General features: G+C 71.8%; 19 protein-coding genes. 12 read left to right on the forward strand and 7 right to left on the reverse strand.

Annotation, left to right across the window (positions count from 1 at the left end; translation table 11 throughout):
* From H958_RS39655 to H958_RS39665, 5 genes are all read left to right on the forward strand, one after another.
* The coding region (locus tag H958_RS39655; RefSeq protein WP_231379348.1) for a helix-turn-helix transcriptional regulator at positions 1–617 on the forward strand (617 nt) is incomplete at its 5' end.
* A gap of 161 nt (positions 618–778) precedes the next feature.
* A complete protein-coding gene (coxB, locus tag H958_RS48920) occupies positions 779–1783 on the forward strand; it encodes a cytochrome c oxidase subunit II (RefSeq protein WP_028060349.1) in 1005 nt (334 codons plus the stop codon).
* Positions 1783–3708 (forward strand): cytochrome c oxidase subunit I, encoded by a 1926-nt coding sequence (ctaD, locus tag H958_RS39660; protein WP_051324699.1) that lies wholly within the window; start codon positions 1783–1785, stop codon positions 3706–3708. The genes coxB and ctaD overlap by 1 nt, the downstream gene beginning before the upstream one ends.
* A 3-nt stretch (positions 3709–3711) precedes the next feature.
* A complete protein-coding gene (locus H958_RS0122855) occupies positions 3712–4533 on the forward strand; it encodes a hypothetical protein (RefSeq protein WP_028060350.1) in 822 nt (273 codons plus the stop codon).
* Between the two features lie 2 nt (positions 4534–4535).
* Complete coding sequence (locus H958_RS39665; protein WP_051324700.1) at positions 4536–5144, forward strand: cytochrome c oxidase subunit 3; 609 nt, start codon at positions 4536–4538, stop codon at positions 5142–5144.
* Between the two features lie 191 nt (positions 5145–5335).
* Here H958_RS39665 and H958_RS46635 read toward each other — a convergent pair whose 3' ends face one another.
* Positions 5336–6076: a c-type cytochrome gene (locus tag H958_RS46635; RefSeq protein ID WP_196807504.1), complete on the reverse strand. Its 741-nt coding sequence runs from the start codon at positions 6074–6076 to the stop codon at positions 5336–5338.
* Positions 6077–6254: 178 nt separating this feature from the next.
* On the opposite strand from H958_RS46635, the gene H958_RS39675 reads away from it, so the two are divergent.
* Positions 6255–7451 carry an MFS transporter gene (locus tag H958_RS39675; RefSeq protein ID WP_051324701.1) on the forward strand — a complete coding sequence of 399 codons (1197 nt, stop codon included), beginning with the start codon at positions 6255–6257 and terminating at the stop codon, positions 7449–7451.
* A 43-nt stretch (positions 7452–7494) separates the two neighbouring features.
* On the opposite strand, the gene H958_RS0122880 is transcribed toward H958_RS39675, so the two are convergent.
* Positions 7495–9111 carry a glycosyltransferase gene (locus tag H958_RS0122880; protein WP_028060351.1) on the reverse strand — a complete coding sequence of 539 codons (1617 nt, stop codon included), beginning with the start codon at positions 9109–9111 and terminating at the stop codon, positions 7495–7497.
* Between the two features lie 48 nt (positions 9112–9159).
* Here H958_RS0122880 and H958_RS0122885 point away from each other — a divergent pair, with 48 nt between their 5' ends.
* The 3 genes from H958_RS0122885 to H958_RS0122895 all read left to right on the forward strand — a co-directional run bounded on the left by H958_RS0122885 (position 9160) and on the right by H958_RS0122895 (position 12141).
* Complete coding sequence (locus tag H958_RS0122885; protein WP_028060352.1) at positions 9160–9429, forward strand: hypothetical protein; 270 nt, start codon at positions 9160–9162, stop codon at positions 9427–9429.
* An 11-nt stretch (positions 9430–9440) separates the two neighbouring features.
* Positions 9441–9839, forward strand: coding sequence for a hypothetical protein (locus H958_RS0122890; RefSeq protein ID WP_028060353.1), 399 nt, complete (start codon positions 9441–9443; stop codon positions 9837–9839).
* A 217-nt stretch (positions 9840–10056) separates the two neighbouring features.
* Positions 10057–12141 carry a diguanylate cyclase gene (locus H958_RS0122895; protein WP_028060354.1) on the forward strand — a complete coding sequence of 695 codons (2085 nt, stop codon included), beginning with the start codon at positions 10057–10059 and terminating at the stop codon, positions 12139–12141.
* Here H958_RS0122895 and H958_RS0122900 read toward each other — a convergent pair.
* From H958_RS0122900 to H958_RS39680, 4 genes are all read right to left on the reverse strand, one after another.
* On the reverse strand, positions 12125–12844 hold the full coding sequence (locus tag H958_RS0122900) for a hypothetical protein (RefSeq protein ID WP_028060355.1): 720 nt from the start codon (positions 12842–12844) through the stop codon (positions 12125–12127). The genes H958_RS0122895 and H958_RS0122900 overlap by 17 nt on opposite strands.
* A 66-nt stretch (positions 12845–12910) precedes the next feature.
* Positions 12911–13114 (reverse strand): cold-shock protein, encoded by a 204-nt coding sequence (locus H958_RS0122905; RefSeq protein WP_028060356.1) that lies wholly within the window; start codon positions 13112–13114, stop codon positions 12911–12913.
* Between the two features lie 144 nt (positions 13115–13258).
* Positions 13259–13672: an HIT family protein gene (locus H958_RS0122910; RefSeq protein ID WP_028060357.1), complete on the reverse strand. Its 414-nt coding sequence runs from the start codon at positions 13670–13672 to the stop codon at positions 13259–13261.
* A gap of 684 nt (positions 13673–14356) precedes the next feature.
* Positions 14357–15670 (reverse strand): ABC transporter substrate-binding protein, encoded by a 1314-nt coding sequence (locus tag H958_RS39680; RefSeq protein WP_051324702.1) that lies wholly within the window; start codon positions 15668–15670, stop codon positions 14357–14359.
* 103 nt (positions 15671–15773) lie between these two features.
* Between H958_RS39680 and H958_RS39685 the strand changes: the two genes are divergently transcribed.
* A complete protein-coding gene (locus tag H958_RS39685; protein ID WP_081686184.1) occupies positions 15774–16853 on the forward strand; it encodes a LacI family DNA-binding transcriptional regulator in 1080 nt (359 codons plus the stop codon).
* Entirely contained in the window at positions 16850–18385 is a 1536-nt protein-coding gene (locus H958_RS39690) for an alpha-amylase family glycosyl hydrolase (protein ID WP_051324703.1), read from the forward strand. The genes H958_RS39685 and H958_RS39690 overlap by 4 nt, the downstream gene beginning before the upstream one ends.
* On the opposite strand, the gene H958_RS43920 is transcribed toward H958_RS39690, so the two are convergent.
* The gene (locus tag H958_RS43920) at positions 18366–20483 is read right to left on the reverse strand and encodes an ATP-binding protein (protein ID WP_051324704.1); all 2118 of its coding nucleotides are present in this window, start codon (positions 20481–20483) and stop codon (positions 18366–18368) included. The two genes, H958_RS39690 and H958_RS43920, sit on opposite strands and share 20 nt — an antisense overlap.
* 103 nt (positions 20484–20586) lie before the next feature.
* Between H958_RS43920 and H958_RS39700 the strand changes: the two genes are divergently transcribed.
* Entirely contained in the window at positions 20587–21429 is an 843-nt protein-coding gene (locus H958_RS39700; protein ID WP_051324705.1) for an MBL fold metallo-hydrolase, read from the forward strand.
* Positions 21430–21435 lie beyond the last annotated feature (6 nt).

Genomic DNA, 21435 nt, shown 5'->3' on the forward strand with positions numbered 1-21435 from the left:
ACGAGCCCGCAGGGCGAGGCTTCGCCCCGGCACCTCGCGCCGGCGAGTTTCGCCCCCTGGGCGAACACTCGCAGCGAAACGAGCCCGCAGGGCGAGGCTTCGCCCGTTTCCAGAGAGCGCGAATGCGCCAGTCTTGGCGCGCAAGCCCTCAAAACCTCATCCTGGTACAGGTCAGTCACGTAGAAATAAGCGTGCCCACCCAGCGCCCCAGCACCGTCCGTCTCCGTACCTCGCTGTTCCAAGAAGCGGCTGAGATCGTCGATCGCGAGTACGCGGCGGACCTCTCGCTCGACGACATCGCCCGCCGCGTCGCCTCGTCGCGCCGGCAGCTCCAGCGTGCTTACGCCGAGATCGGGCAGACCACGTTCCGCGATCACCTGACGCGCGTCCGGATGCAGAAGGCGGCCGAGATGCTCGCCACCCGGGCGCTGACGGTCCGGGAGGTTGCGCACCGCGTGGGATACCGCCAGCCGGCCCAGTTCGCGAAGGCGTTCCGGCGCTACCAGGGTGTCGCGCCCTCGGACTTCCGCGCCAACGGAAGCGCCCGTTCCGGCGGGCACGCGCAGTCGACGGCCAACCGCTCGGACGGCCTGCGGCCGGTATTCCGAGCGGCCTGAATTGCTCTCACGGACGCCTAAGGGTGTCCGGGCGACGACGGCGCGGAGGCGTTCGTCGCCCCGCTCGCATAGGATGCCGCCTCCATGGGGCTTGAGGAGAGGTCTCTGTGAGCAGCGGTCCCGGACCGGACCGTCCGCTCGCCCACGCTGACTGGCGTCAGATGCTCGTCATCGGCGTCATCGTCTCGGCGCTCGGCATCGCCGCCGGGCTGCTGATCGACTGGTTCCCGATGGCGGCGAGCGACGAGGCGAAGCCGATCGACACGCTGTGGGACGTCCTGATCATCTTCTCCGTGCCGATCTTCGTGCTCGTCGTCACGGTCGTGCTCTTCTCGGTCTGGAAGTTCCGCATGCGGCCGGGCGAGGAGTTCCTGGACGGGCCGCCGATCCACGGCAACACCCGTCTCGAGATCGTGTGGACCGCGATCCCGGCGATCGTGCTCGTCGGCCTCTGCACCTACGCGTTCCTCGTGCTGCGCGACGTCGAGAAGGCCGACGCCGGGCAGCCCGTCAAGGTGCGCGTCGTCGGCCAGCAGTTCGCCTGGTCGTTCCACTACATGGGCGCGAACGGCAAGGAGATCGCCGCCGCGTCGCCCCAGCTGTACGTGCCCGTCGGCAAGCAGGTCGAGTTCACGCTCCAGTCCAAGGACGTGCTGCACGACTTCTGGGTGCCGGCGTTCCGGATCAAGAAGGACGCGGTGCCGGGCATCGACACGACCTACCGCATCACCCCGAACCGGATCGGGACTTACCCGATCGTGTGCGCGGAGCTGTGCGGACTCGGACACTCGACGATGCGCGGCACCGCGCACGTCATGAGCCAGCGCGCGTACGCCGCGTGGCTGCAGAAGCTCTCGGCCGGGCCCAAGCCCGCGGCGCCCGCCCAGGCGGCGCCGGATGCCAAGGCGCTCTTCACGTCCTCGGGCTGCGCCGCGTGCCACACGCTGGCGGACGCGAACGCGAAGGGCACCGTCGGGCCTGACCTCGACAAGGTCCTCAAGGGCAAGGACCCGGCCTTCATCAAGACGTCGATCGTCAATCCCGACGCGCAGATCGCTCCTGGGTACCAGCCGGGCATCATGCCCGGGAACTTCTCCCAGCAGCTGACGCCTGCTCAGATCGATGCGATCGTGAAGTACCTTTCGGACGTGACCAAGGGGGGCTGATGGCGGCTCGACTGCGCGCACCCGGACTACTCAGGGCGGGGATCTTCCTCGTCCTCGGCGTGTTGTTCTGTGCGGCGATCGTGATCGGCGTGCGGGAGCTCTACGGCTACCCCACGTTCGACGGCGGACTGACCGTCAAGGCACAGAACGGCATCCTGCTCATCTCGCTGTTGATCGCGCCGATCTGGTTCCTGATCGGCCTCGGCGCGTTCGACTACTGGTTCTACTGGGCGGCGGGCAAGAAGACGCGGCCGGAGGACCACTCGGGCCACGGTGCGCGCTCGTGGAAGGACTACTTCCGCGTCAACACCGACCACAAGGTCATCGGCATCCAGTACGTCTGCACGTCGTTCTTCTTCATGCTGATCGGCGGCCTGCTGGCGATGATGGTGCGTGCCGAGCTCGCCGCCCCGGGCCAGCAGTTCGTCGACGCGGATGCGTACAACGGGCTCTTCAGCGTCCACGCGTCGCTGATGATCTTCCTGTTCATCATCCCGGTCTTCGCCGGGCTGGCGAACTTCGTGCTGCCGCTAATGATCGGCGCGCCGGACATGGCGTTCCCGCGCCTGAACGCGCTGTCGTTCTGGATGCTGCCGATCGCCGGCATCATGATGACCTGCTCGTTCCTCGCGCCGGGCGGCTCGTTCGCCACCGGCTGGACGGCCTACGCGCCGTTGTCCACGGACGCGCCGATCGGGCAGATGTTCTTCACGATCGGCGTGCAGTTCGCAGGGGCGTCATCGATCGCGACGGCACTGAACTTCCTCGTGACGATCATCACGATGCGCGCGCCCGGCATGTCGTTCTGGCGCATGCCGCTGCTCGTGTGGGCGAACTTCTCGACGTCGCTGCTGGTCGTCATCGCGACGCCGTTCATCGCCGCGTCGCAGTTCTTCGTCCTGCTCGACTACGCGCTGCACTTCAACTTCTTCGTGCCGGAGAAGGACGGCGACGTGCTGATGTACCAGCACGTCTTCTGGTTCTACTCGCACCCGGCCGTCTACATCATGATGCTGCCCGGCTTCGGGATCATCTCCGAGGTCCTGTCGGTCAAGGCGCGCAAGCCGATCTTCGGCTACCGCATGATGGCCTTCTCGCTGCTGGCGATCGTGCTGCTCGGGTTCACGGTGTGGGCGCACCACATGTTCGTGTCCGGCATGCAGGACTGGATCCGGATCCCGATGATGGTCACGACGGCGATCATCGCCGTGCCGACCGGCATCAAGATCTTCTCCTGGCTGGCCACGCTGTGGAAGGGCGTGCTGCACGTGGACACGCCGATGCTGTGGGCGCTCGGGTTCCTGACGATGTTCACGCTCGGCGGCATCTCCGGCGTCGTGCTGGCGATGGTGCCGATGGACATCTACGTCTCGGACACCTACTTCATCGTCGCCCACATCCACTACGTGCTCTACGGCGGCTCGCTGTTCACGATCTACGCGGGCGTCTACTACTGGTTCCCGAAGATGACGGGCCGGATGTTCGACGAGCGGCTCGGCAAGCTGCACTTCTGGCTCACGTTCGTCTCCTTCAACGCGACGTTCGGGCCGATGCACCTGATCGGCGTCGAGGGGATGCCGCGCCGCGTCGCCGACTACGCGGACAAGTTCGCCGGCTGGAACCTGTTCATCTCGCTGAGCTCGTTCGTGCTCGGGCTCTCGACGCTCGTGTTCGTCTACAACATGGTCTCGTCGTGGCGCAGCGGTCCGCGCGCCGAGGCGAACCCGTGGCGGGCGCTCACGCTCGAGTGGCAGGTCTCCTCCCCGCCACCGATCTTCAACTTCGACAACGTGCCCACGGTCGTCGGCGGCCCGTACGAGTACGGCGTGCCGGACGCGGTGCACGGCATCTTCAAGCCGGCCGAGGAGGCCCGGCCCAAGCAGCCGGCCGGTGCCCAGTCGGCCGAGGGTCACGAGGGGGTCTAGCGGGTGCGGAACGTCCTTCTGCTGGCGAACGAGACGATCGCGGGCAAGCGCCTGCTCGACCGCGTGCGGGAGCGCGCGGACGAGGGCGACGTGCACTTCCACGTCGTCGTCCCGCAGGCGCGGCCGCGGCACGGCAACGTCGTCTATGACGAGGTCGTGCGCGACTCGGCGCAGGTCCGCGTCGACCTCGCGCTCGAGTTCATGCGCGACCTCGGCGTCGACGGCACGGGCGAGGTCGGCGACGCCGACCCGTTCAACGCCGCGATGGACGCGATCCGCGAGCGGCCGATCGACGACATCCTCGTCTCCACGCTGCCGGCGTCGTCGTCGGGCTGGCTGAACCGCGACCTGATCGGCCGGCTGCAGGACGAGACCGGGCTTCCCGTCGAGCATGTGGTCGTGGACCTCGCGGGCGAGGGCCTGCCGTTCGGCGTCACGCTGGTCGTCGCGAACCTCACCGTCGCCGCGCCGGAGCTGGTCGAGCGCCTGAAGGCGCTGGCCGACGAGGGCCCGCGGCGCTTCATCGTCGTCGTCCCACAGAGCTCGGTGCAGGGGCACGCGGTGCGCGAGGCCCGCGACCGGCTGCGGACGCTGCTGCGCTCGCTCGACGATGCCGACATCGTCGCGGCGGGCATGATCGGCGACCCCGATCCGTACACCGCGGTGATGAACGCGGTCCAGTACTTCCACCTCTCGGAGATCGTCATCTCGACGCTGCCTGAGGACACGTCGAAGTGGGTGGCCGACAAGCTGGTGGACCGCGTGCGTGCGGCGACGAACCTGCCGGTCGAGCACATCGAGTCCACCGCAGGCGTGGAGGCGTAGGCATGGCCGCGCACGCCGCCACGGGCCACGAGCTCGAGCACCACGGTCCGCCCCCTGCGCACCAGTCGTCGCGGGTGGATCCGGCCGTGCTCGGGATGCTGCTTTTCATCATCTCCGAGGTGATGATCTTCGGCGCGTTCTTCACGGCCTACTTCTTCATCCGGGTCGTGGGCGGCGCGCCGTGGCCGGCGCACGGGACCGAGCTGCCGAAGCTGATCGCGGGCTTCAACACCGCGATCCTCGTGTCCTCTTCGTTCACGATCCACTTCGCCCAGGAGTCGCTCAAGCGCGACAACCGGCTGGGCCTGAAGGTCGGCATGGTCGCGACCTTCCTGCTCGGCCTGACGTTCCTGTTCATCCAGATCAACGAGTACGTCCACATCGGGTTCTCGCCGGCGGACTCGGCCCAGGCGTCGGTGTTCTACGGGCTGACGGGTCTGCACGGCGCGCACGTGACGATCGGCCTGATGCTGCTCGCGTTCGTCACGATCCGGTCCTTCCGCGGCCACTACTCGTCGGGCGGGTACCTGGGGATGGAGGTGCCGGGGATCTACTGGCACTTCGTCGACGTGATGTGGATCATCGTCTACTTCACGGTCTACATCCTCTAGGGGTCCGTTGTGCTGAACCCCCTGCGATCCGAGCGCGAGGCGTTCCGCGCCCTGCTCTATGTGGTCGCGTTCTTCATCGTCGCGATCATCATCACGCTCGTGATCCAGGCGCTCTGAGCGCCGGTCCGCTGCTCGCCCATCGTTGGGCGGAAGGCCGAGGCTTTCGTGACCGCCCGTCGATGGGCGGCCGCTCACTTCACGGTGAGCTTGCCTTCCATGCCGCCTTCGCGGTGGCCGGGGACCGAGCAGAAGAACGTGTAGGTGCCGGGCTTGAGGTCGGTCGAGAACTGTGACGTGCCGCCGCTCTGGACAACTGGGCCCTTGGCGTTCACGCCGTTGCCCTCGATCGCGATGTCGTGCGCGATCGGCTGGCCGTTCTTGGACTCGATCTTGACCTGACCCGCCGTCGCGGTGGCGTCGGCGAACCGGTACGCGAGCCCGGCCGCCGCGACGGGGATCGCCAGCGTGCCGTTCTTCTCGGTCGCCGTGCCCTCGGCCTTCTTGGCGCCCGCCGCGGCGAGCTTGCCCGTGTCCTTGCCGGGCACTGCGGCCGCCTGGGCGACATAGGCCGCCACGTCGCGCGCGTCGTCGCCGGTGACGAGCTTGGGGGGCATCGAGGCGATGTCCTTCTCGGTCGCCGGGTCGACCTGCGAGTTGATGTTCGGGTTGAGGATCTGGCGGTAGACGACGCCCCTGAACGTGCTCTGCCCGAGGCCGTCGGCGCGCGACTGGGCAAACGCCTCGTCGAGGTTCGGACCGGCCGTCCCGGTCGTGTTCGCGCGCGCCAGCGTGTGGCATGCGCCGCACTTCTGGGCGAACAGCGTCTTGCCGTTGACCACGTCGGTGCCGCTGCTCTTAAGCTCGCAGCCGGACAGCCCGAGGGCCACCGCGGCCAAGCCCACGACCACCGGCGCGTACCCGCCTCTCCTCATGGCGCGGAATCCTAACTGCCCGGGCCGACAAGCGGGCGGCTGGTGCGCATCGTCACCCCCGACGGTGTCAGCACCCGGGCCGTCCGCGACGCACCCGCGCGTCCGTGATCGGCCCCTGGCAGTCAGGTCCGCCACGTTTCGCCCCGCGCCGAAGCGCCACATCCCTAACCTGGACGCGGTGACTGAGGTCAGTCACACCCGGACGCGCTCGTCCGCGGCCTTCTTCGCCGTCGGCGGCTTCTGGCTGGCGACGATGGCCGGCGCCAACCTCGCGACCCCGCTGTACGCGGTCTACGAGCGGCGCTTCGGCTTCTCGCACGCCGCCCTCACCATCGTCTTCGCGACCTACATGCTCGTGCTCGCCTCGTCACTGCTCGTGTTCGGCCAGCTCTCGGACCACATCGGAAGGCGCCGGATGATGTCGGCAGGCCTGGCCACCGCGAGCCTCGGGCTGCTGCTGTTCGCGCTCGCCTCGGGCATCGCCTGGCTCTTCGCCGCCCGCGCCGTCCAGGGGCTCGCCGTCGGGATGCTCGGGGGTGCGGCGAGCGCGGCGCTCGTAGAGCTCGACCCGCGGCCGGCCGAGCACGTCGCGGCGCTCGTCGCCGCGCTGGCGCAGGCCGGCGGCAGCGCGGCGGGGCCGATCCTCGCGGGCGTGCTGGCCGAGTGGGCGCCCGCGCCGCGCGTGCTCTGCTACGTCGTGGTGCTCGCGATCACGGCCATCGGGGCGGTCGCGGTGCTTCGAATCCGCGAGCCCGCGATCGTGAGTGAAGGCCCCTGGCGGGTGCAGCGTCCATACGTGCCGCGGCCGATGCGCGCGCGCTTCGCGCGCCTGAGCATCACCTCGGCGGCGGTGTGGGCGATCTGCGCCCTGTTCCTCTCGGTCGTCCCGTCCTATGCGGCCGAGCTGCTCGGCACCCGCAACCTCGCGCTGCTGGGCGCGGTCAGCGGGCTGATCCTCGCGAGCTCCTGCGCGGCGCAGCTCGCGGCCCGCCGGGTCACCGCGTTCGCCCAGGCCCAGGCCGCCGGCCTCGCGCTCGCCGCGGCGGGCCTCGCCGCGCTGGTCGCCGCCTTCCCCCTGCACTCGCTCGCGTGCCTGCTCATCGCCGCCCTGCTCGCCGGCGCGGGCCACGGCATCGCGTTCCTCGCCGCACAGAGCGAGATCAACGTCGCCGCGCCGGCGGACCGCCGCGGCGAGGTCAACGCCGCGTTCTACACGTGCACGTACCTCGGCGTCGCGATCGGCGTGATCGGCACGGGCCTGCTCACGCTCACCGTCTCGCTCTCGACGGCGGTCACCGCCTTCGCTGCCGCGATGAGCGCCGTCCTCATCGCCACCGCGGCCTGGCACCTGAGGACCGGCCGGCAGCGAGTCTGAGGGTCGGCGCAGCGCGCCGCTCGCGAGATCGCCGCCCGGCGGCTCAGGGACGTGGCAGATCCGCGAGGTCGCCGTTGGCGGCGGCGATTACGGTGCGGGCGACGCCGTCCCACGAGTAGCGGGCGCGGGTCGTCGCGACGATCGCCTCGCGGGTGGCCGCGCGAAGATCGCCGGGCGCCGCGAGCCAGCCCGACAACGCGGCGGCGAGCTGCGCGACGGCGTCGTCGCCGAGCTCGAAGGACAGCCATGCGCGGGCCGGCTCGGGAACCGACGCGGACAGCGTCCGGGCGACCTCCCCGAGCCCTGAGTGGTCGGCGACGACCGGAAACGCGCCGCATGCGGCCGCCTCCGCGGCGACCATGCCGAACGCCTCGGGGAACGTGCTCGTGACCGCCATCGCCTCGGCGGCCGGCAGGAGGTCGGCGAGCTCGTCGTGATCGAGCCGCCCGGCCCAGGCGACGCGCTCGCCGAGGCCGCGCGCGGCGGCGACGTAGCTCTCCCGATCCTCGAGGCCGGCGAGGAACGCGCGCAGGTGCGGAAGCTCCTTCCCGTTCTCGCCGCGCGTCGCCGCCGCGGCGGCGAGATCGCCGGCCGCAAGCGCTTCCGCGAGCCGCTCGAGCCCCTCCCGGAACGCTCCGAACCCGACGATCACCAGCCGCGCGCGCGGCTCGCGCGCGAGCACGAGCGGCCAGGCCGCGATCAGCAGCTCCACGCCCTTGGACGCGATCAGCTTGCCGACGAAGACGACGAGCCTGTCGCCGGGCCCGACGCCCGCCAGCGCCGCCGCGGCCTCGCCGGGGCGGCGGGAGAACGATGACGCGGACGGGATGGCCGCGGTGGGCGATGCGCCGGCGGCGAGCGGGGACGACGCGGCGCCCAGGGACGCGTCGGCGCCCGCCGACGTCACCGGCGCGTCCAGGCCCTCGGGAGCCTCGGCGACGGCCGCGAGGCGGGCGCGGAGGGCCTCGAGGCCGGCTCTCGCCTCGTCGTGCGGGCGGGGCGTGAAGCGGGCCACGTCGACGCCGGGCGGGCCCAGCCGCGTCCGGCCGGGCAGCCCGGGATCCGCCATCGCGGCCCACAGGCTCTCCGCCGTGTGGCGGGAGCCGACGAGCACGCCGTTGGCGCGCGCCAGCCCCTCGGCGGCGTACGGCGCGAAGCGGGGATGCGGCTTGACGACGTACTCCAGCGCGCTGCCGTGGACCTTGACCGCGTACGGGACGTCCCGCAGCGCGCGGCCGAGGATGACCGGGCCCATCACGAGGTGGTTCGCGAGCGCGACCTCCGGACGGGCGCGCGCGGCGACGTCGCGCACCGCGGCGACGTTGGCGCCGAGGTACCGGTCGAGCTCGAAGTCGTCGAGCTCGTAGAACGGGCGCGCTTCGACGCCCTCGTAGCGGTCGGCGACGTAGAGCGGGAGCAGGCCGGCGATGTCCGGCCGGTAGACCGTCGCGCGCGGCGGGGTGCGGCGCTCGGTGACGGCCAGCTCGCCACCGTCCCAGTCGCCGGCGGCGTCCACCCAGTCGAGCGCGAACGGCTCGCGGTCCTGGCAGAGCAGGTGGACCTCGTGGCCCGCCCGGACGAACGCGGCGGCCAGCTCGGCGTTGTAGACGTTGGAGCCGGTGCCCTGGAGCAGGTAGCCGTGGAAGATGAGGATCCGCACGAGCCGCGTAAGAGTAGGACGCCGTTGCCGCTGCTAGGGTCTGCGCCGATGCCCGTGCGTCAGCTGTATCGACTGCGCGCGCCCCGCACCGGGCGCGAGGTCCTGATCCCGGCGGAGCCGGGCAAGGTCTACGTGGACGAGGACACCGGCGAGCCGCTCGAGGTGGTCGGGAAGGTCCTTCCACTCGCGCCGTCGAACTCCAGCCTGCCATGGGCCGTCGATACGCTGAGGTTCTGCAACTGGTGCGATCAGCCTGCGCAGAAGGACCTCAACGATTGCCCGACGTGCGGCCGCCGGATGGCCGCGCTGCCCCGCTGAGAGGAGGCCCCGTGCGCCTCGCGCGCCTCGCCACCCCGATCGCCGTGCTCACACTCGCCCTCGCCGGCTGCGGCGGCGGCTCGAAGGTCGCCGTCCAGGAGGTCCCGGGCGGCGCGTCCGACGTGACCGTCAAGGGCGGCGAAGCGCTCGCTCCGAAGCCGACCGCGACCGCGACGCCGACCGTCTCCGCAACCGCCACGCCGGAGGCCGACACGACGTCGGGCGCGACGACGCAGCAACAGCAGCAGACGCAGCAGAGCACGACGCCGCAGAACACCACGCCCACGCAGCAGAGCACCCCGCAGCCGAGCGCCGGAGGCGGCGCCGCAGCACCCGAGGCGACGCCTGCCCCGGGCAGCGACGCGCAGCAGTTCGAGACGTTCTGCCAGCAGAACCCGGGCGCCTGCTGAGGCGCGCGGCGCGGTGACGCCGCGGGGGGCCCTCGTAGGCCCTTGGACGCATGTTCGCCCCGGCGATTCCGCGCCCCGCCGCGCCCGCCCGCGGGGCCCGTCGAAACGCCCTAAAGCTCGCCCCGGGGAGGCCGATCACCGGGCCATCCTTCACGGAAAGCGTTCGGCTCTGCATATTGCATCGGAATCCAGAGCGGCGAACGTCCGCTCACCCCTGATGTCCCTCGCGCGCGCGGCGGCGGAGGCGGGCACCGCCGGCGAGCTGGATGCGGCGCTGAAGGACGCGGTCGCCGAGCTGCTCGGTGCCGGCGAGCTGCACGTGCTCGCCGTCAGCCACGACGGAACCAGCGCGGACGGCGAGCTCGTCGCCGAGCGCGGCACCGAGCACCTGCGCTTCGGCAGCGGCCCGTCCGCCACCGCGACGGCGATCGCCACCGGCCGCCCGTTCCCCGTTTCGGACCTGCCCTCGAGCACCGAGGTCATGCGCAGCATGGCCGATCGGTCGGCGGCGGCCTGCGCCCTGTTCATCCCCGTCGGCTGGGAAGGCGCCGTACGGCGCGTCGCGATCGCCACCTGGGAGGCGCCCAACCCGCTCGACGCCGCCACGCTCGAGCTCGCCGAGCTGCTCGCGACCCAGGCCGCGCCGGGCTATTCGCGTCTGGAGACCGCCGAGCGCCGCTCCGCGGCGTCCGAGCAGGACCAGGCGGTCGTGCGCGCCGGCCGCGCCCTGAACGAGTCGCTCGACCTTCAGGAGGTCCTGCTGACGCTCGCGCGGGAGGTCGCGCAGGCGCTCGGCGCAGACTCCGCCGGTGTCTATCTCGGCGACGCCCAGACCGGCGCGATCGCCACCGCGGGCTACGGGGTCGCCGAGAGCTGGACCGGCGTCGCGCTCGCGCCCGGCAAGGGCGTGGCCGGCCGTGTGCTCGTCACCGGCCGCCCCTTCCGCACCAACGACTACGACCGCGACGTCGAGCCCGCCGGGCACGAGAGCCTGACCGGCTTCCGCAGCGCCCTCGCGGTGCCGATGGTGTGGGACGAGGAACTGCGCGGCGCCGTCAGCCTCGGCTGGAAGTCGCACCGCCACTTCTTCGACGACGAGATCCGGACCGTCGAGGCGATCGCCGGCCTCGCCGCCGTCGCGTGCCGCAACGCCGAGGCCTACGAGCACGTCCAGCACGTCGCCCGCACCGACGCGCTCACCGGCGTCCTCAACCACGGCGCGATGCAGATGCGCATCCGCGAGGAGATCGCCCGCGCCCGCCGCGACGGCCATCCGCTCGGCTGCGTGATCCTCGACCTCGACGACTTCAAGCGCGTCAACGACACCCGCGGCCACGCCGCGGGCGATGAGCTGCTCCGCCGCGTCGCGCGCCTGCTCCAGGCCGAGCTGCGCCCGTACGACCAGGTCGCCCGCTACGGCGGCGACGAGTTCGTCCTGCTGCTCCCCGGCTCCGACGAGCCGACCACCGCGGCCGTCGCCGAGCGCTGCCGCGACTCGATCGGCGGCGCCTGCTCGATCGGCGTCGCCGCATGGCACGACGGACTGGACGCCGACGGTCTGCTCGAGCAGGCCGACCGCGCGCTGATGCTCGCCAAGCGCACCGGCAAGGGCCGCGTCGCGGTCGCCAACGCGGAGGTCGAGCGCGAGCTCGCCCTGCTGCAGTCCCAGAGCGGATCCCCCGCCGCCGTGCAGGCGCTCGCGGCCGCGATCGAGGAGCGCGACGGCCGCACGCACGAGCACTCCGAGCGCGTCGTCCACCTCTCCCGCGGCGTCGCGATGATGCTCGGGCTGGCGACCGACCACGTCGAGCGGATCGCCCACGCCGCGCTGCTGCACGACGTCGGCAAGCTGGCGATCCCGGCCGAGATCCTCGACAAGAACGGCCCGCTCACCCGCGAGGAGTGGCACGTCATGGCCGAGCACCCGGTCGTCGGCGAGCGCATCCTGATGCGGACCAAGGACCTGTCCGGCCTCGCGCCGATCGTCCGCCACGAGCACGAGCACTGGGACGGCACCGGCTACCCCGACGGGCTCGAGCGGCACCGCATCCCGCTCGGCTCGCGCGTGATCTTCGCCTGCGACGCCTACATCGCGATGACCGCCGCGCGCCCCTACCGCGCCGCGCTGCCCCCCGAGCAGGCGGTCGCCGAGCTGCGCGCCGGCGCCGGGACCCAGTTCGATCCCGACGTCGTCGACGCGCTGCTGGACCTGCTCGGCCACAACGCCCCCAAGGTCCCGGACCGCGCGCGCAACGTGAGGCTCGCGGCGGCGCCGCCGCGGCCGCCTACTGGCCGGCGGTAGGCGTCGGAGTGGGAGTCGGCGTCGCGGTCGGCGTGGGAGTCGGCGTTGCCGCCGCGTTCGGCACCGGGCGCGTGATCAGCGTCGCCGAGTAGGTCAGCCGCGCCTTGTACAGGCAGCGGTACTGCACCTGCGTGTCGAGCCGCTGCTGCGCGGTCTGCGAGCTCGTGTCCGTGCACTTGTCGAGCGCGCGCGACGCGCGCCAGCTCGAGTGGTCGGTGAGCAGCTGCGTGAGCGCGGGCGCCCACGTCGGTACGGTCAGCGCCATCACGTCGCCCTTCTTGACGTTGAGCGCGCGACTGAGCGGGAACTGGACCGTCTGGCCGAAGAAGGGCTGCAGCGGCTGCACCGGGCTCTGCGTGATGGTGCGCGCGGATAGCTTCTTGCCGAGCCGGATGACCGTGAGCCGCGCCGAGGCGACCCCGCCGAGGCTCTTGTTGAAGAAGGCCGTCTGCTCGTCGGTGGGCTTGCCGAGCGTGATCGTCCAGGCGACGATCTTGCCGTCCTCCGGAGCGGCGAAGGTGTTGCGTTCGTCGGCGACCTTGACCTGGTAGCCGGTGGTGCGCGAGACAGCGAGGCACGGGCTGTCCGGGCAGGCGGGGGCGGCGTCGGTGCGGCCGACTTCGACGATCTTCGCCGACGCCGACGCGGCGCAGACAAGCGTGACGGCGACGGCCGCGCCGGCGGTCAGCGTGGACTTGAGCATCGCGCCATTGAACACCAAGGACGCCCGGGGGGTGCGGTACCCCGGGCTTCCTGACGCGCTTCGGGTCTACAGCTTGGTGACGTTGACCGCCTTCGGACCCTTGTCGCCGTTCTCCTCCTCGAACGAGACCTTGCTGCCCTCGCTCAGCGACCTGTAGCCATCGCCCATGATGCCGCTGAAGTGGACGAAGAGGTCACGACCTCCCCCGTCGGGCGTGATGAAACCGAAGCCCTTCTCGTCCGAGAACCACTTGACCGTACCGGTGCCCACGAATGACCCCACTTGCTGCTTCGGCGCGCGAAGCACGCCGCACTCATTTCGACCGGCCGGTGCGCCGGTCCCAACGAACGGAGACCGTATACAGTTGGCGCCTTCCCGCGCAAGGACCAAAGACCACCGAGTGCGTGGAGATGTCTACTCACTCAGCCGCGCGGCGGCCGCCGCGATCTCGTCCCGATCGCCCGGCGCGGGCTGCCAGGGCAACTGCAGCGGGTCGTTCACGTAGCGCGGGATCACGTGCACGTGAAAGTGGAAGACCGTCTGCCACGCCGCGGCCCCGCACGAGTTGAGCAGGTTCACGCCATCCGCGCCGAGCTTGTCGCTGACGCGCGCGGCCATGATCTGCGCGGTCCGCGTGCAGGCGGCGAGATCCTCCGGAGCGACGGACAGCAGGTCGACGGCGTGCTCGCGGGGGACCACCAGCAGGTGTCCGCGGGTGCCCGGGTTGATGTCCATGAACGCGATCGTGCGTTCGTCCTCGTACACGCGCGTGGCGGGGATGTCCCCTGCGACGATCTTGCAGAACAGGCAATCGGGATCGGCGGCCATGGGCCCAGGCTACGCGTTCCGGAGCCGCCGTCCACTCACGACGCCTCCTCCACGCGTTCGAGGCAGGCCCGGAGAACTGCGCGGGTGAGGGGATGCGGGTCTGTCTTGCCCGGCGACGTGATGGTCACGAGCGATCATCCCTGCGGCGCGGTTCGCGCGCGAACGACGATCCCCGCGTCAAACGATCATCCGGCCGCGCCGGCAAACTGACTCGCTGCCTTACCAGCGCAGTTCGCCCGACTTGCGGGCCAGCCGCGCGGAGACCCGGCGGGCGTTGCGGGCTCCGCGAACTGCGCGGGTGAGGGGATGCGGGTCTGTCTCGCCCGCCGGGTGACGCCGCGGTCACGAGCGATCATCGCGGTGGCGCGGTTCGCGCACGAACGATCACCGCCGCGCACGGGCGCCACGGGGTGCCTTACGAACCTTCGAACTATTCGAAGTTTCGTAGGGCACCCCTCGCGTGGCCGCCTCAAACGATCATCCGGCCCGCGCCGACAGGCTGACTTGCTCCCTTACCAGCGCAGTTCGCCGGACCCGTGGCGCGGCCGCGCGGAGACCCGGGCGTTGCCGAATCGGGCAGACCCCGGGGCGTTGCCGAACCGGGCAGACCCCGGGGTTGCCGAATCGGGAGCGAGGGGTGCGGGCCGCGCCGCGGCAGGGTGCGGCGCGGGCCTGGCTTGTGGCTCAGAACGTGCCGAGCGCCTTCGTGATCTGGGCGTCGGCCGCCTTCATGGCGTCAGCGGGGGTGACCTTGCCCGCGAGGGCGGCGTTGACGTTGTTGTAGATCGCCTGGGAGATCTGCGGGTAGACCGGGCTGACCGGGCGGGCCTTGGCCTGGCTGACGGCCGCCTTGAGCTCTGAGGCGAACGGGTACTTCTTCTGGATCGCGGGATCGTCGTAGACCGACGCGATCGTCGGGGCGAGCGAGAACTGGTCGAACGACTCGGTCTGCCACTCCTTGCCGGTGAAGAAGTCGATCCACTTCAGCGCCGCGCCCGGGTTCTTGCTGTACACGCTGATGACGTTGTTGTGGCCGCCGAGGATGCCGGCCTTGCCGCCGCCCTCGAAGGTCGGGAACGGCATGACCTTGAACTTGCCCGCCACCTTGGTGCCCTTCTTCTCCCCGAGGCTGTAGGCGTAGGGCCAGTTGCGCATGAACGTCGCCTTGCCGCTCTCGAAGTAGCGGCGCGACTCCTCCTCCATGTAGGTCGTGACGCCGTTGGCGGCGATTCCGCCCTTGACGCCGTCGACCATGAACTGCAGCGCCTTGACGTTGGCCGGCGAGTTGATCTCGGACTTCTTGCCGTCGTCGGAGAGCACCTTGCCGCCCGCCGCGAACGCGAGCTCGAGGAAGTCGCAGGTCAGGCCCTCATAGGGCGCGCCCTGATAGACGATGCCGTCGTTGGCCTTGGCCTCCTCGTAGACCTGCTGCCAGGTCGTCGGCGGCGTCTTGACTTGATCGTCGCGGTAATACAGGAACGCCGCGTCGGTCGTCTGCGGCACCGCCCAGATCTTGCCGTCGTAGGTCGCCGTCTGCAGCGTCGCCGGAATGATCTCCGACTCGCGGCTCTTGATATACGGCGTCATGTCATAGATCCACTTCTGCGACGCGAACTCCGCCGTCCAGATCACGTCCGCGTCGAACACGTCGCACTCGCCCGACTTGGCCTCCTGGCGCTGCACGAACTGCTGACGCTGCTCGTCCGCCGACGTCGAGAACTCGATCAGCTTGACCGTCACGCCCGTGTTCATCGCGTTGAACTTCTTCACCGCCGCGACCACGTTGCCCGACGTGTCCTTGCCCTGGCAGTAGTTGATCGTCCCCTTCGCACCGTTCATCAAGCCGGGGTCGATCGCCTTCGCGCCCTTGGTCGCCCCCGTCGACTTGCCGGCACTCGACGCGTTCCCCGGCGACGAGCTTCCTCCGTTGTCGCTCCCGCACGCCGCGACGGCGATCGCGCATGCCGTGGCGAGCGCAAATCCGATGCGGATTCTCATTAGTGCTCCTCCTCCCCTAGCTGCCATACTGGAACCGGTCCCACTGGGACCGGTTCCAATGATCCAACCCGTGTCAAGCCCCCACGACTACGCTCAGTCGCCCATGCCGCGCCGAGCGCCGGAGAACGACGACCAGGCGCCCCAGGCGCTGTCCCGCGCGCCGGCGACCGCCGACAGGGCGCCCCTGCCCTCGCGCGCGCCGACGATCCGCGACGTCGCCCGCCAGGCGGGCGTCGGTGTCGGGACCGTCTCGCGCGTGCTCAACGACAGCCCCCTCGTCAAGCCCGACAAGCGCGAGCGCGTGCACGCCGCGATCGCGGAGCTGGGCTTCGTGCGCAACCCCACCGCCCACAGCCTCTCGACCGGGCGCAGCCACGCGATCGGCGTGATCGCCCCCTTCTTCACCAGTCCCTCCAGCGCCGAGCGGCTGCGCGGCCTGTCCACCGGGCTCTCGGAGCGCGGCTACCTGCTCCTGCTCGCCGACGTCGAGACGCCGGAGCAGCGCGCCGCCGCGTTCACCGACCTCGCGAGCCGGCACGCGGTCGAGGGCCTGATCGTGATCTCGATCCGCCCGACCGACGCCGAGCTCGCCGCGCTCGCACGCGAGCGCAGGCCGACGGTGCTGGTCGACGCGGCCCACCGCGCCCTCCCCCACGTCGCGACCGACGACGTGCTCGGCGGCGAGCTCGCCACCGGGCACCTGATCGCCAAGGGGCACGAGCGGATCGCGTTCGTCGGCGACCGCCTCCCGGCGCCCTTCGACCTCACCTCCAGCGAGCGCCGCCTGCGCGGCCACCGGCGCGCGCTGCGCCGGGCGGGGCTGAAGGCGCCCCGCGCGTACGAGCGCCTCGGCGGCCACGACCGCGAGGAGGCGCGCGAGGTCGCGGCGCCGCTGTTCGAGCTGCCGGAGCCGCCTACCGCCGTCTTCGCCGCCTCCGACGTCCAGGCGATCGGCGTGATCGAGGCCGCGGAGCGCGCCGGGCTGCGCGTGCCCGGCGACCTCGCCGTGATCGGCTTCGACGACATCGACCTCGCCGCCGTCGCCGGCCTGACGACCGTCCGCCAGCCGCTGCGCGAGAGCGGGCGGCGCGGCGCCGAGCTGCTGCTGGCCGCGATCGAGGGCGTCAAGGCGCCCGTGGAGGCGATCGAGCCCTTGACCGTGATCGAAAGGAGGACCACGTGACGCTCGAAGCGCACGACGGTGTTCGGGCCGAGCCGCCGGAGGCGGTCGCGTGGTGGCAGCGCGGCGCGATCTACCAGATCTACCCGCGCTCGTTCAACGACTCCGACGGCGACGGCGTCGGCGACCTGCGCGGCATCGAGCAGCGCCTCGGGCACATCGCCTCGCTCGGCGCCGAGGCGATCTGGCTCTCCCCGATCTACCCCTCGCCGATGGCCGACTTCGGCTATGACGTCGCCGACTACACCGGCGTCGACCAGCTGTTCGGCAGCCTCGAGGACTTCGACCGGCTCGTCGCGGCCTGCCACGCGCGCGGGCTGAAGGTCGTGCTCGACTGGGTGCCGAGCCACACCTCCGACCAGCACCCGTGGTTCGTCGAGTCGCGCCGCTCGCGCGAGAGCCCCAAGCGCGACTGGTACGTCTGGCGCGACGGCGACGGCGACGGGCCGCCCAACGACTGGATCTCGGCGTTCCCGGCGATCGGCGGCGCGTGGAGCTTCGACGCCCCGACCGGCCAGTGGTACCTGCACTCGTTCACCCCGCAGCAGCCGGATCTCAACTGGGACAACCCGGAGGTCGAGGCGGCGATGCACGACGTGCTGCGCTTCTGGCTCGAGCGCGGGGTCGACGGCTTCCGGCTCGATGCGATCACCAAGTTCGCCAAGGACCCGGAGCTGCGCTCCAACGCGGGCGCGGACCGCTCGCACGACCAGGACTGGCCGACCGTCCACGACCGCCTCGCCTCGATCCGCCGGCTCGTCGACGCCTATCCGGACCGCATGCTCGTGGGCGAGGTGTACCTGTTCGAGACCGCGCGCCTGGCGGCGTACGTGGGGGCCGGTCAGCTGCACATGGCGCACAACTTCGTCGCGGCACAGCTGCCGTGGGAGGCGGCCGCGTTCCGGCGCGCGATCGAGGAGTTCGACGCCGAGGCCCGCGACGCCTGGCCGGCGTGGTTCCTCGGCAACCACGACATGCCGCGGCCGGCATCGCGCTTCGGGCCGCACGCCGCGCGCGCCGCGCTGCTGCTGCTGTACGCGCTGCGCGGGACGCCGTTCGTGTACCAGGGCGAGGAGCTCGGGCTCCCGGATGCCGTCATCCCCCCCGAGCGGGTCGTCGACGTCGACGGCCGCGACCCCTCGCGCGCGCCGGTGCCGTGGACGCCCGGCCCCGGCCACGGGTTCACCGGCGGCGAGCCGTGGCTGCCGTTCGTGGACGGGGCCGACGAGCTGAGCGCCGAGCGCCAGGCCGCCGACCCGCGCTCGACGCTGAGCTTCACCCGCCGGCTCGCCGCGCTGCGGGCGGGGACGCGGGAGCTGCAGGACGGCGCGCAGCGGCTGCTGGACGCCGCGCCGGGCGTGCTGGCGTGGACACGCGGGGAGCGGATCCTCGCCGCCGTCAACTTCACCGGCTCGCCCGCGCCGCTCCCCGAGACCGGGCGGCTGCTGCTCTCCACCGACCCCGGCCGCGCGGACGGCGCCGCCGTGCTCGGCCCGAACGAGGCGGTCCTGCTGCTCAGGTCCGGGTCGCGGTGAGCGCGCCGGCGACGCGGTCGAGCAGCGCGGCCTCGGTGAACGGCTTGTCGATGATGGCATTGCCGTTCGCGAGGTCGCCCATCGGGCCGATGACCGACTGCGCGTAGCCCGACATGTAGAGCACGGCGATCCCGGGCCGCAGCTCGGCGACGCGCTTGGCGACCTCCTTGCCGAGCATGACCGGCATCACGACGTCGGTCAGCAGCAGGTCGATCGCGCCGGCGTGCGCGCTCGCGACGCGCAGCGCCTCCTCGCCGCCGGCGGCGGTGAGCACGCGGTAGCCGCCGCCTTCGAGCAGCCGCCGCGTCACCTCCAGCATCGGAGCCTCGTCCTCGACGACGAGGATCGTCTCGCCGCCGCCGCGCCGCGGCTCGCGGGCGGGGTCGGCGGCCGCCGGCACCGGCGCGTCGGTCGCGGGCAGCAGGACGGTGAACGTGGTGCCGAGCCCAGGCTCCGAATACGCCTGCACGTGCCCGCCGGAGCCGGTGACGATCCCGTAGATCGTCGCCAGCCCCAGGCCCGTGCCGTGACCCTTCGGCTTGGTGGTGAAGAAGGGCTCGAAGGCGCGCTCCACGACCTCGGGCGTCATGCCGACGCCGGTGTCGCTCACCCGCAGGCGGACGTAACGGCCGGGCGCGAGCCCTGGGCGCATCGCAGCATAGGCCTCGTCGGCGCTGACGTTCTCGGTGTCGATCGTCAGCGTCCCGCCCTCCGGCATGGCGTCGCGGGCGTTGACGGCGAGGTTGACCAGCACCTGCTCGAGCTGGCCGTAGTCGGCCATGATCGGCCACAGGTCGGCCGCCAGCGTGGTGTGGAGCCTGACATGCTCGCCCAGCGTGCGGCGCAGGAGCTGCTCCATCTCGAGCACGACGCCGGTCAGGTCGAGCACCTTCGGCCGCACGGTCTCGCGCCGCGCGAATGCGAGCAGCTGGTGCGTGAGCCGCGTCGCGCGCTCGCCGGCCTTGCGGATCTCGACCACGTCGCGCTCATCATCGGAGCCCTCCGGAGCGCGCCGGGCGATGAACGAGGCGTAGCCCAGGATCACCGCCAGGAGGTTGTTGAAGTCGTGCGCGATCCCGCCGGCCAGCTGGCCCAGGCTCTCGAGCCGCTGGGACTGCTGGAGCTGCAGCTGCAGGCGCTCCTTCTCGGCGACCGCCTCCCCGAGCTCGTTGAGCCGGTGCGCGAGCGTCGCGACCTCGGCGGGCCCGGCGACCGGCAGCGGCCGGGGCGTACCGTCGGCCGCGGCGGCGCGGACCTCGCCGCTGAGCCGCTCGAGCGGGCGCGCAATGCGGCGGTGGACGACGAAGACGGCGCCGGCGAACAGCAGCAGCCCCGCGAGGATGATCGTCAGCTCGCGCCGGTCCAGCGCCCGCGTGGCGGCGAGCGCCGCCTTCTCGTCGGCGCCGGCGTACATGCGCCACCCGACGCCGGGGACCGGCGCCGCGGCGTACAGGCGTCCGCGCTCTGACGGAGCGCCGGCGAGCTGCCTGCCGATCCAGCGGTCCGGGTCGGCCGACCGCGTCAGCACGGTGCTCCCCCCGGTCAACACGAACTCGAGCTGCCGCGGGCCCCCGTAGGTCTCGCGCAGGCTCGGCCCGAGGCCGTCGAGGTCGAAGACCGCGACGACCGCGCCGAGCTTGGGCACGGGCGCGCCGGCGAGCACGACCTGCTTGCCGGTCGTCGGATCCGGCGCCGGGGCCACCAGCGCGCGGCCGCGCAGGACGCGGCCGAGCCAGGGCGCGTGCTGGTAGCCGCCGCGGCGCTTCGAGGAGGAGCAGGCGATCGAGCCGTCGGTGCGCACGAGGTCGACGTGGCCGGTGGTGTAGGCGTCGGTGCCGCCGAAGGCCAGAGCGCACTGCTCGGGATGCGCGTACGCCTGCGGGACGCCGGGGTTCGCGGCCGCCCCGGCCACGGTGTCCTGCAGCAGCTTGACGCCCGCGCCCGTCTCGCGGGCCGCCAGCCGGGCGCCGAACCGCGCGTCGGCCCGTGCCGCGTCGCGCGCGTCGGACTGGGCCTGGGCGCGGCCGTAGAGCGTGGCCGCGCCCGCGCCGAGCGCGAACAGGACCACGAGCCCCGCCAGGTACCCCCGCAGCGGCATGGATTCACGCCCGGACTGGATGTTCGCAGTATCAACCCTGGCGCGCCAACACTCAACCGGCAACCGTCGCGGCGTGCCGCCAGCTGGGACCCTACGAGTACCCATGGACATCCTGACCGAGCTCGAGACGGTTCCGCTCGGCCTGCCGCCGGGGCTCGAGGTCGAGTGGCTGGGCGTGTCCGGCTACCGCCTCACCTACGAGGGCGTGTCGATCTTCATCGACCCGTACGTCTCGCGGGCCCCGCTCCGGCGGCTGCTCCTGCGCCGGCCGGCGCTGTCGGATCCGGCGCTGGTGGACCGCTACATCCACGCGCCGGGACCGGTCGCCGGCGTGCTGGTCGGCCATACCCACTTCGATCACGCGATCGACGCGCCCGCGCTGGCGCGGCGCTTCGGCTGTGCCGCCTACGGCTCGGAGTCGCTCGCGCGCCTGATGCGGCTGTACGGGCTCGGGAGCGTCGTCGTCGAGCCGGGGCGGCCGTACGAGCTGGGCCCGTTCGTCGTGCGCTTCGTCCCCAGCCGCCACGCGAAGCTGATCCTGGGCCGCCGCGTGCCGTTCGACGGCGAGCTGACGTGCGAGCACGTGCACGGCCTCTCCCCCTCCGCCTACAAGTGCGGACAGGTCTGGGGCATCCGGATCGAGGTCGCCGGCATCGCCCTCTACCACCAGGGCAGCGCGAACCTCGTGGACGAGGCACTCGCTCGCGAGCCCGTCGACGTCTTCCTCGCGGGCATCGCGGGACGCGGCTGGACGCCGCACTACTGGCGCCGGATCCTGCCGAAGCTCGATCCGCGCGTCGTCGTCCCGACGCACTACGACAACTTCTTCCGCCCGCTCGACCGCGGGCTCCGGGTGGCGCGCGGGATGAAGCTCGACCAGGTCCCGGAGGAGATCGGCGCGGTGTCGGCGAGCGCGACCGTCGCCGCGCTCAGAGGACCGGCCTGACGGCGC

Source organism: Candidatus Solirubrobacter pratensis (genome assembly GCF_000425945.1).
GTDB lineage: Bacteria > Actinomycetota > Thermoleophilia > Solirubrobacterales > Solirubrobacteraceae > Solirubrobacter > Solirubrobacter pratensis.

Excerpts from the sequence above, each read along its gene's own strand:
- coxB (WP_028060349.1), top strand. The coding sequence starts at position 779 with ATGCTCGTCATCGGCGTCATCGTCTCGGCGCTCGGCATCGCCGCCGGG.
- H958_RS0122895 (WP_028060354.1), top strand. The coding sequence starts at position 10,057 with ATGTCCCTCGCGCGCGCGGCGGCGGAGGCGGGCACCGCCGGCGAGCTG.
- ctaD (WP_051324699.1), top strand. The coding sequence starts at position 1,783 with ATGGCGGCTCGACTGCGCGCACCCGGACTACTCAGGGCGGGGATCTTC.
- H958_RS0122910 (WP_028060357.1), bottom strand. The coding sequence starts at position 13,672 with ATGGCCGCCGATCCCGATTGCCTGTTCTGCAAGATCGTCGCAGGGGAC.
- H958_RS39700 (WP_051324705.1), top strand. The coding sequence starts at position 20,587 with ATGGACATCCTGACCGAGCTCGAGACGGTTCCGCTCGGCCTGCCGCCG.
- H958_RS39665 (WP_051324700.1), top strand. The coding sequence starts at position 4,536 with ATGGCCGCGCACGCCGCCACGGGCCACGAGCTCGAGCACCACGGTCCG.
- H958_RS43920 (WP_051324704.1), bottom strand. The coding sequence starts at position 20,483 with ATGCCGCTGCGGGGGTACCTGGCGGGGCTCGTGGTCCTGTTCGCGCTC.
- H958_RS39685 (WP_081686184.1), top strand. The coding sequence starts at position 15,774 with ATGCCGCGCCGAGCGCCGGAGAACGACGACCAGGCGCCCCAGGCGCTG.
- H958_RS0122900 (WP_028060355.1), bottom strand. The coding sequence starts at position 12,844 with ATGCTCAAGTCCACGCTGACCGCCGGCGCGGCCGTCGCCGTCACGCTT.
- H958_RS46635 (WP_196807504.1), bottom strand. The coding sequence starts at position 6,076 with ATGAGGAGAGGCGGGTACGCGCCGGTGGTCGTGGGCTTGGCCGCGGTG.
- H958_RS0122885 (WP_028060352.1), top strand. The coding sequence starts at position 9,160 with ATGCCCGTGCGTCAGCTGTATCGACTGCGCGCGCCCCGCACCGGGCGC.
- H958_RS39680 (WP_051324702.1), bottom strand. The coding sequence starts at position 15,670 with ATGAGAATCCGCATCGGATTTGCGCTCGCCACGGCATGCGCGATCGCC.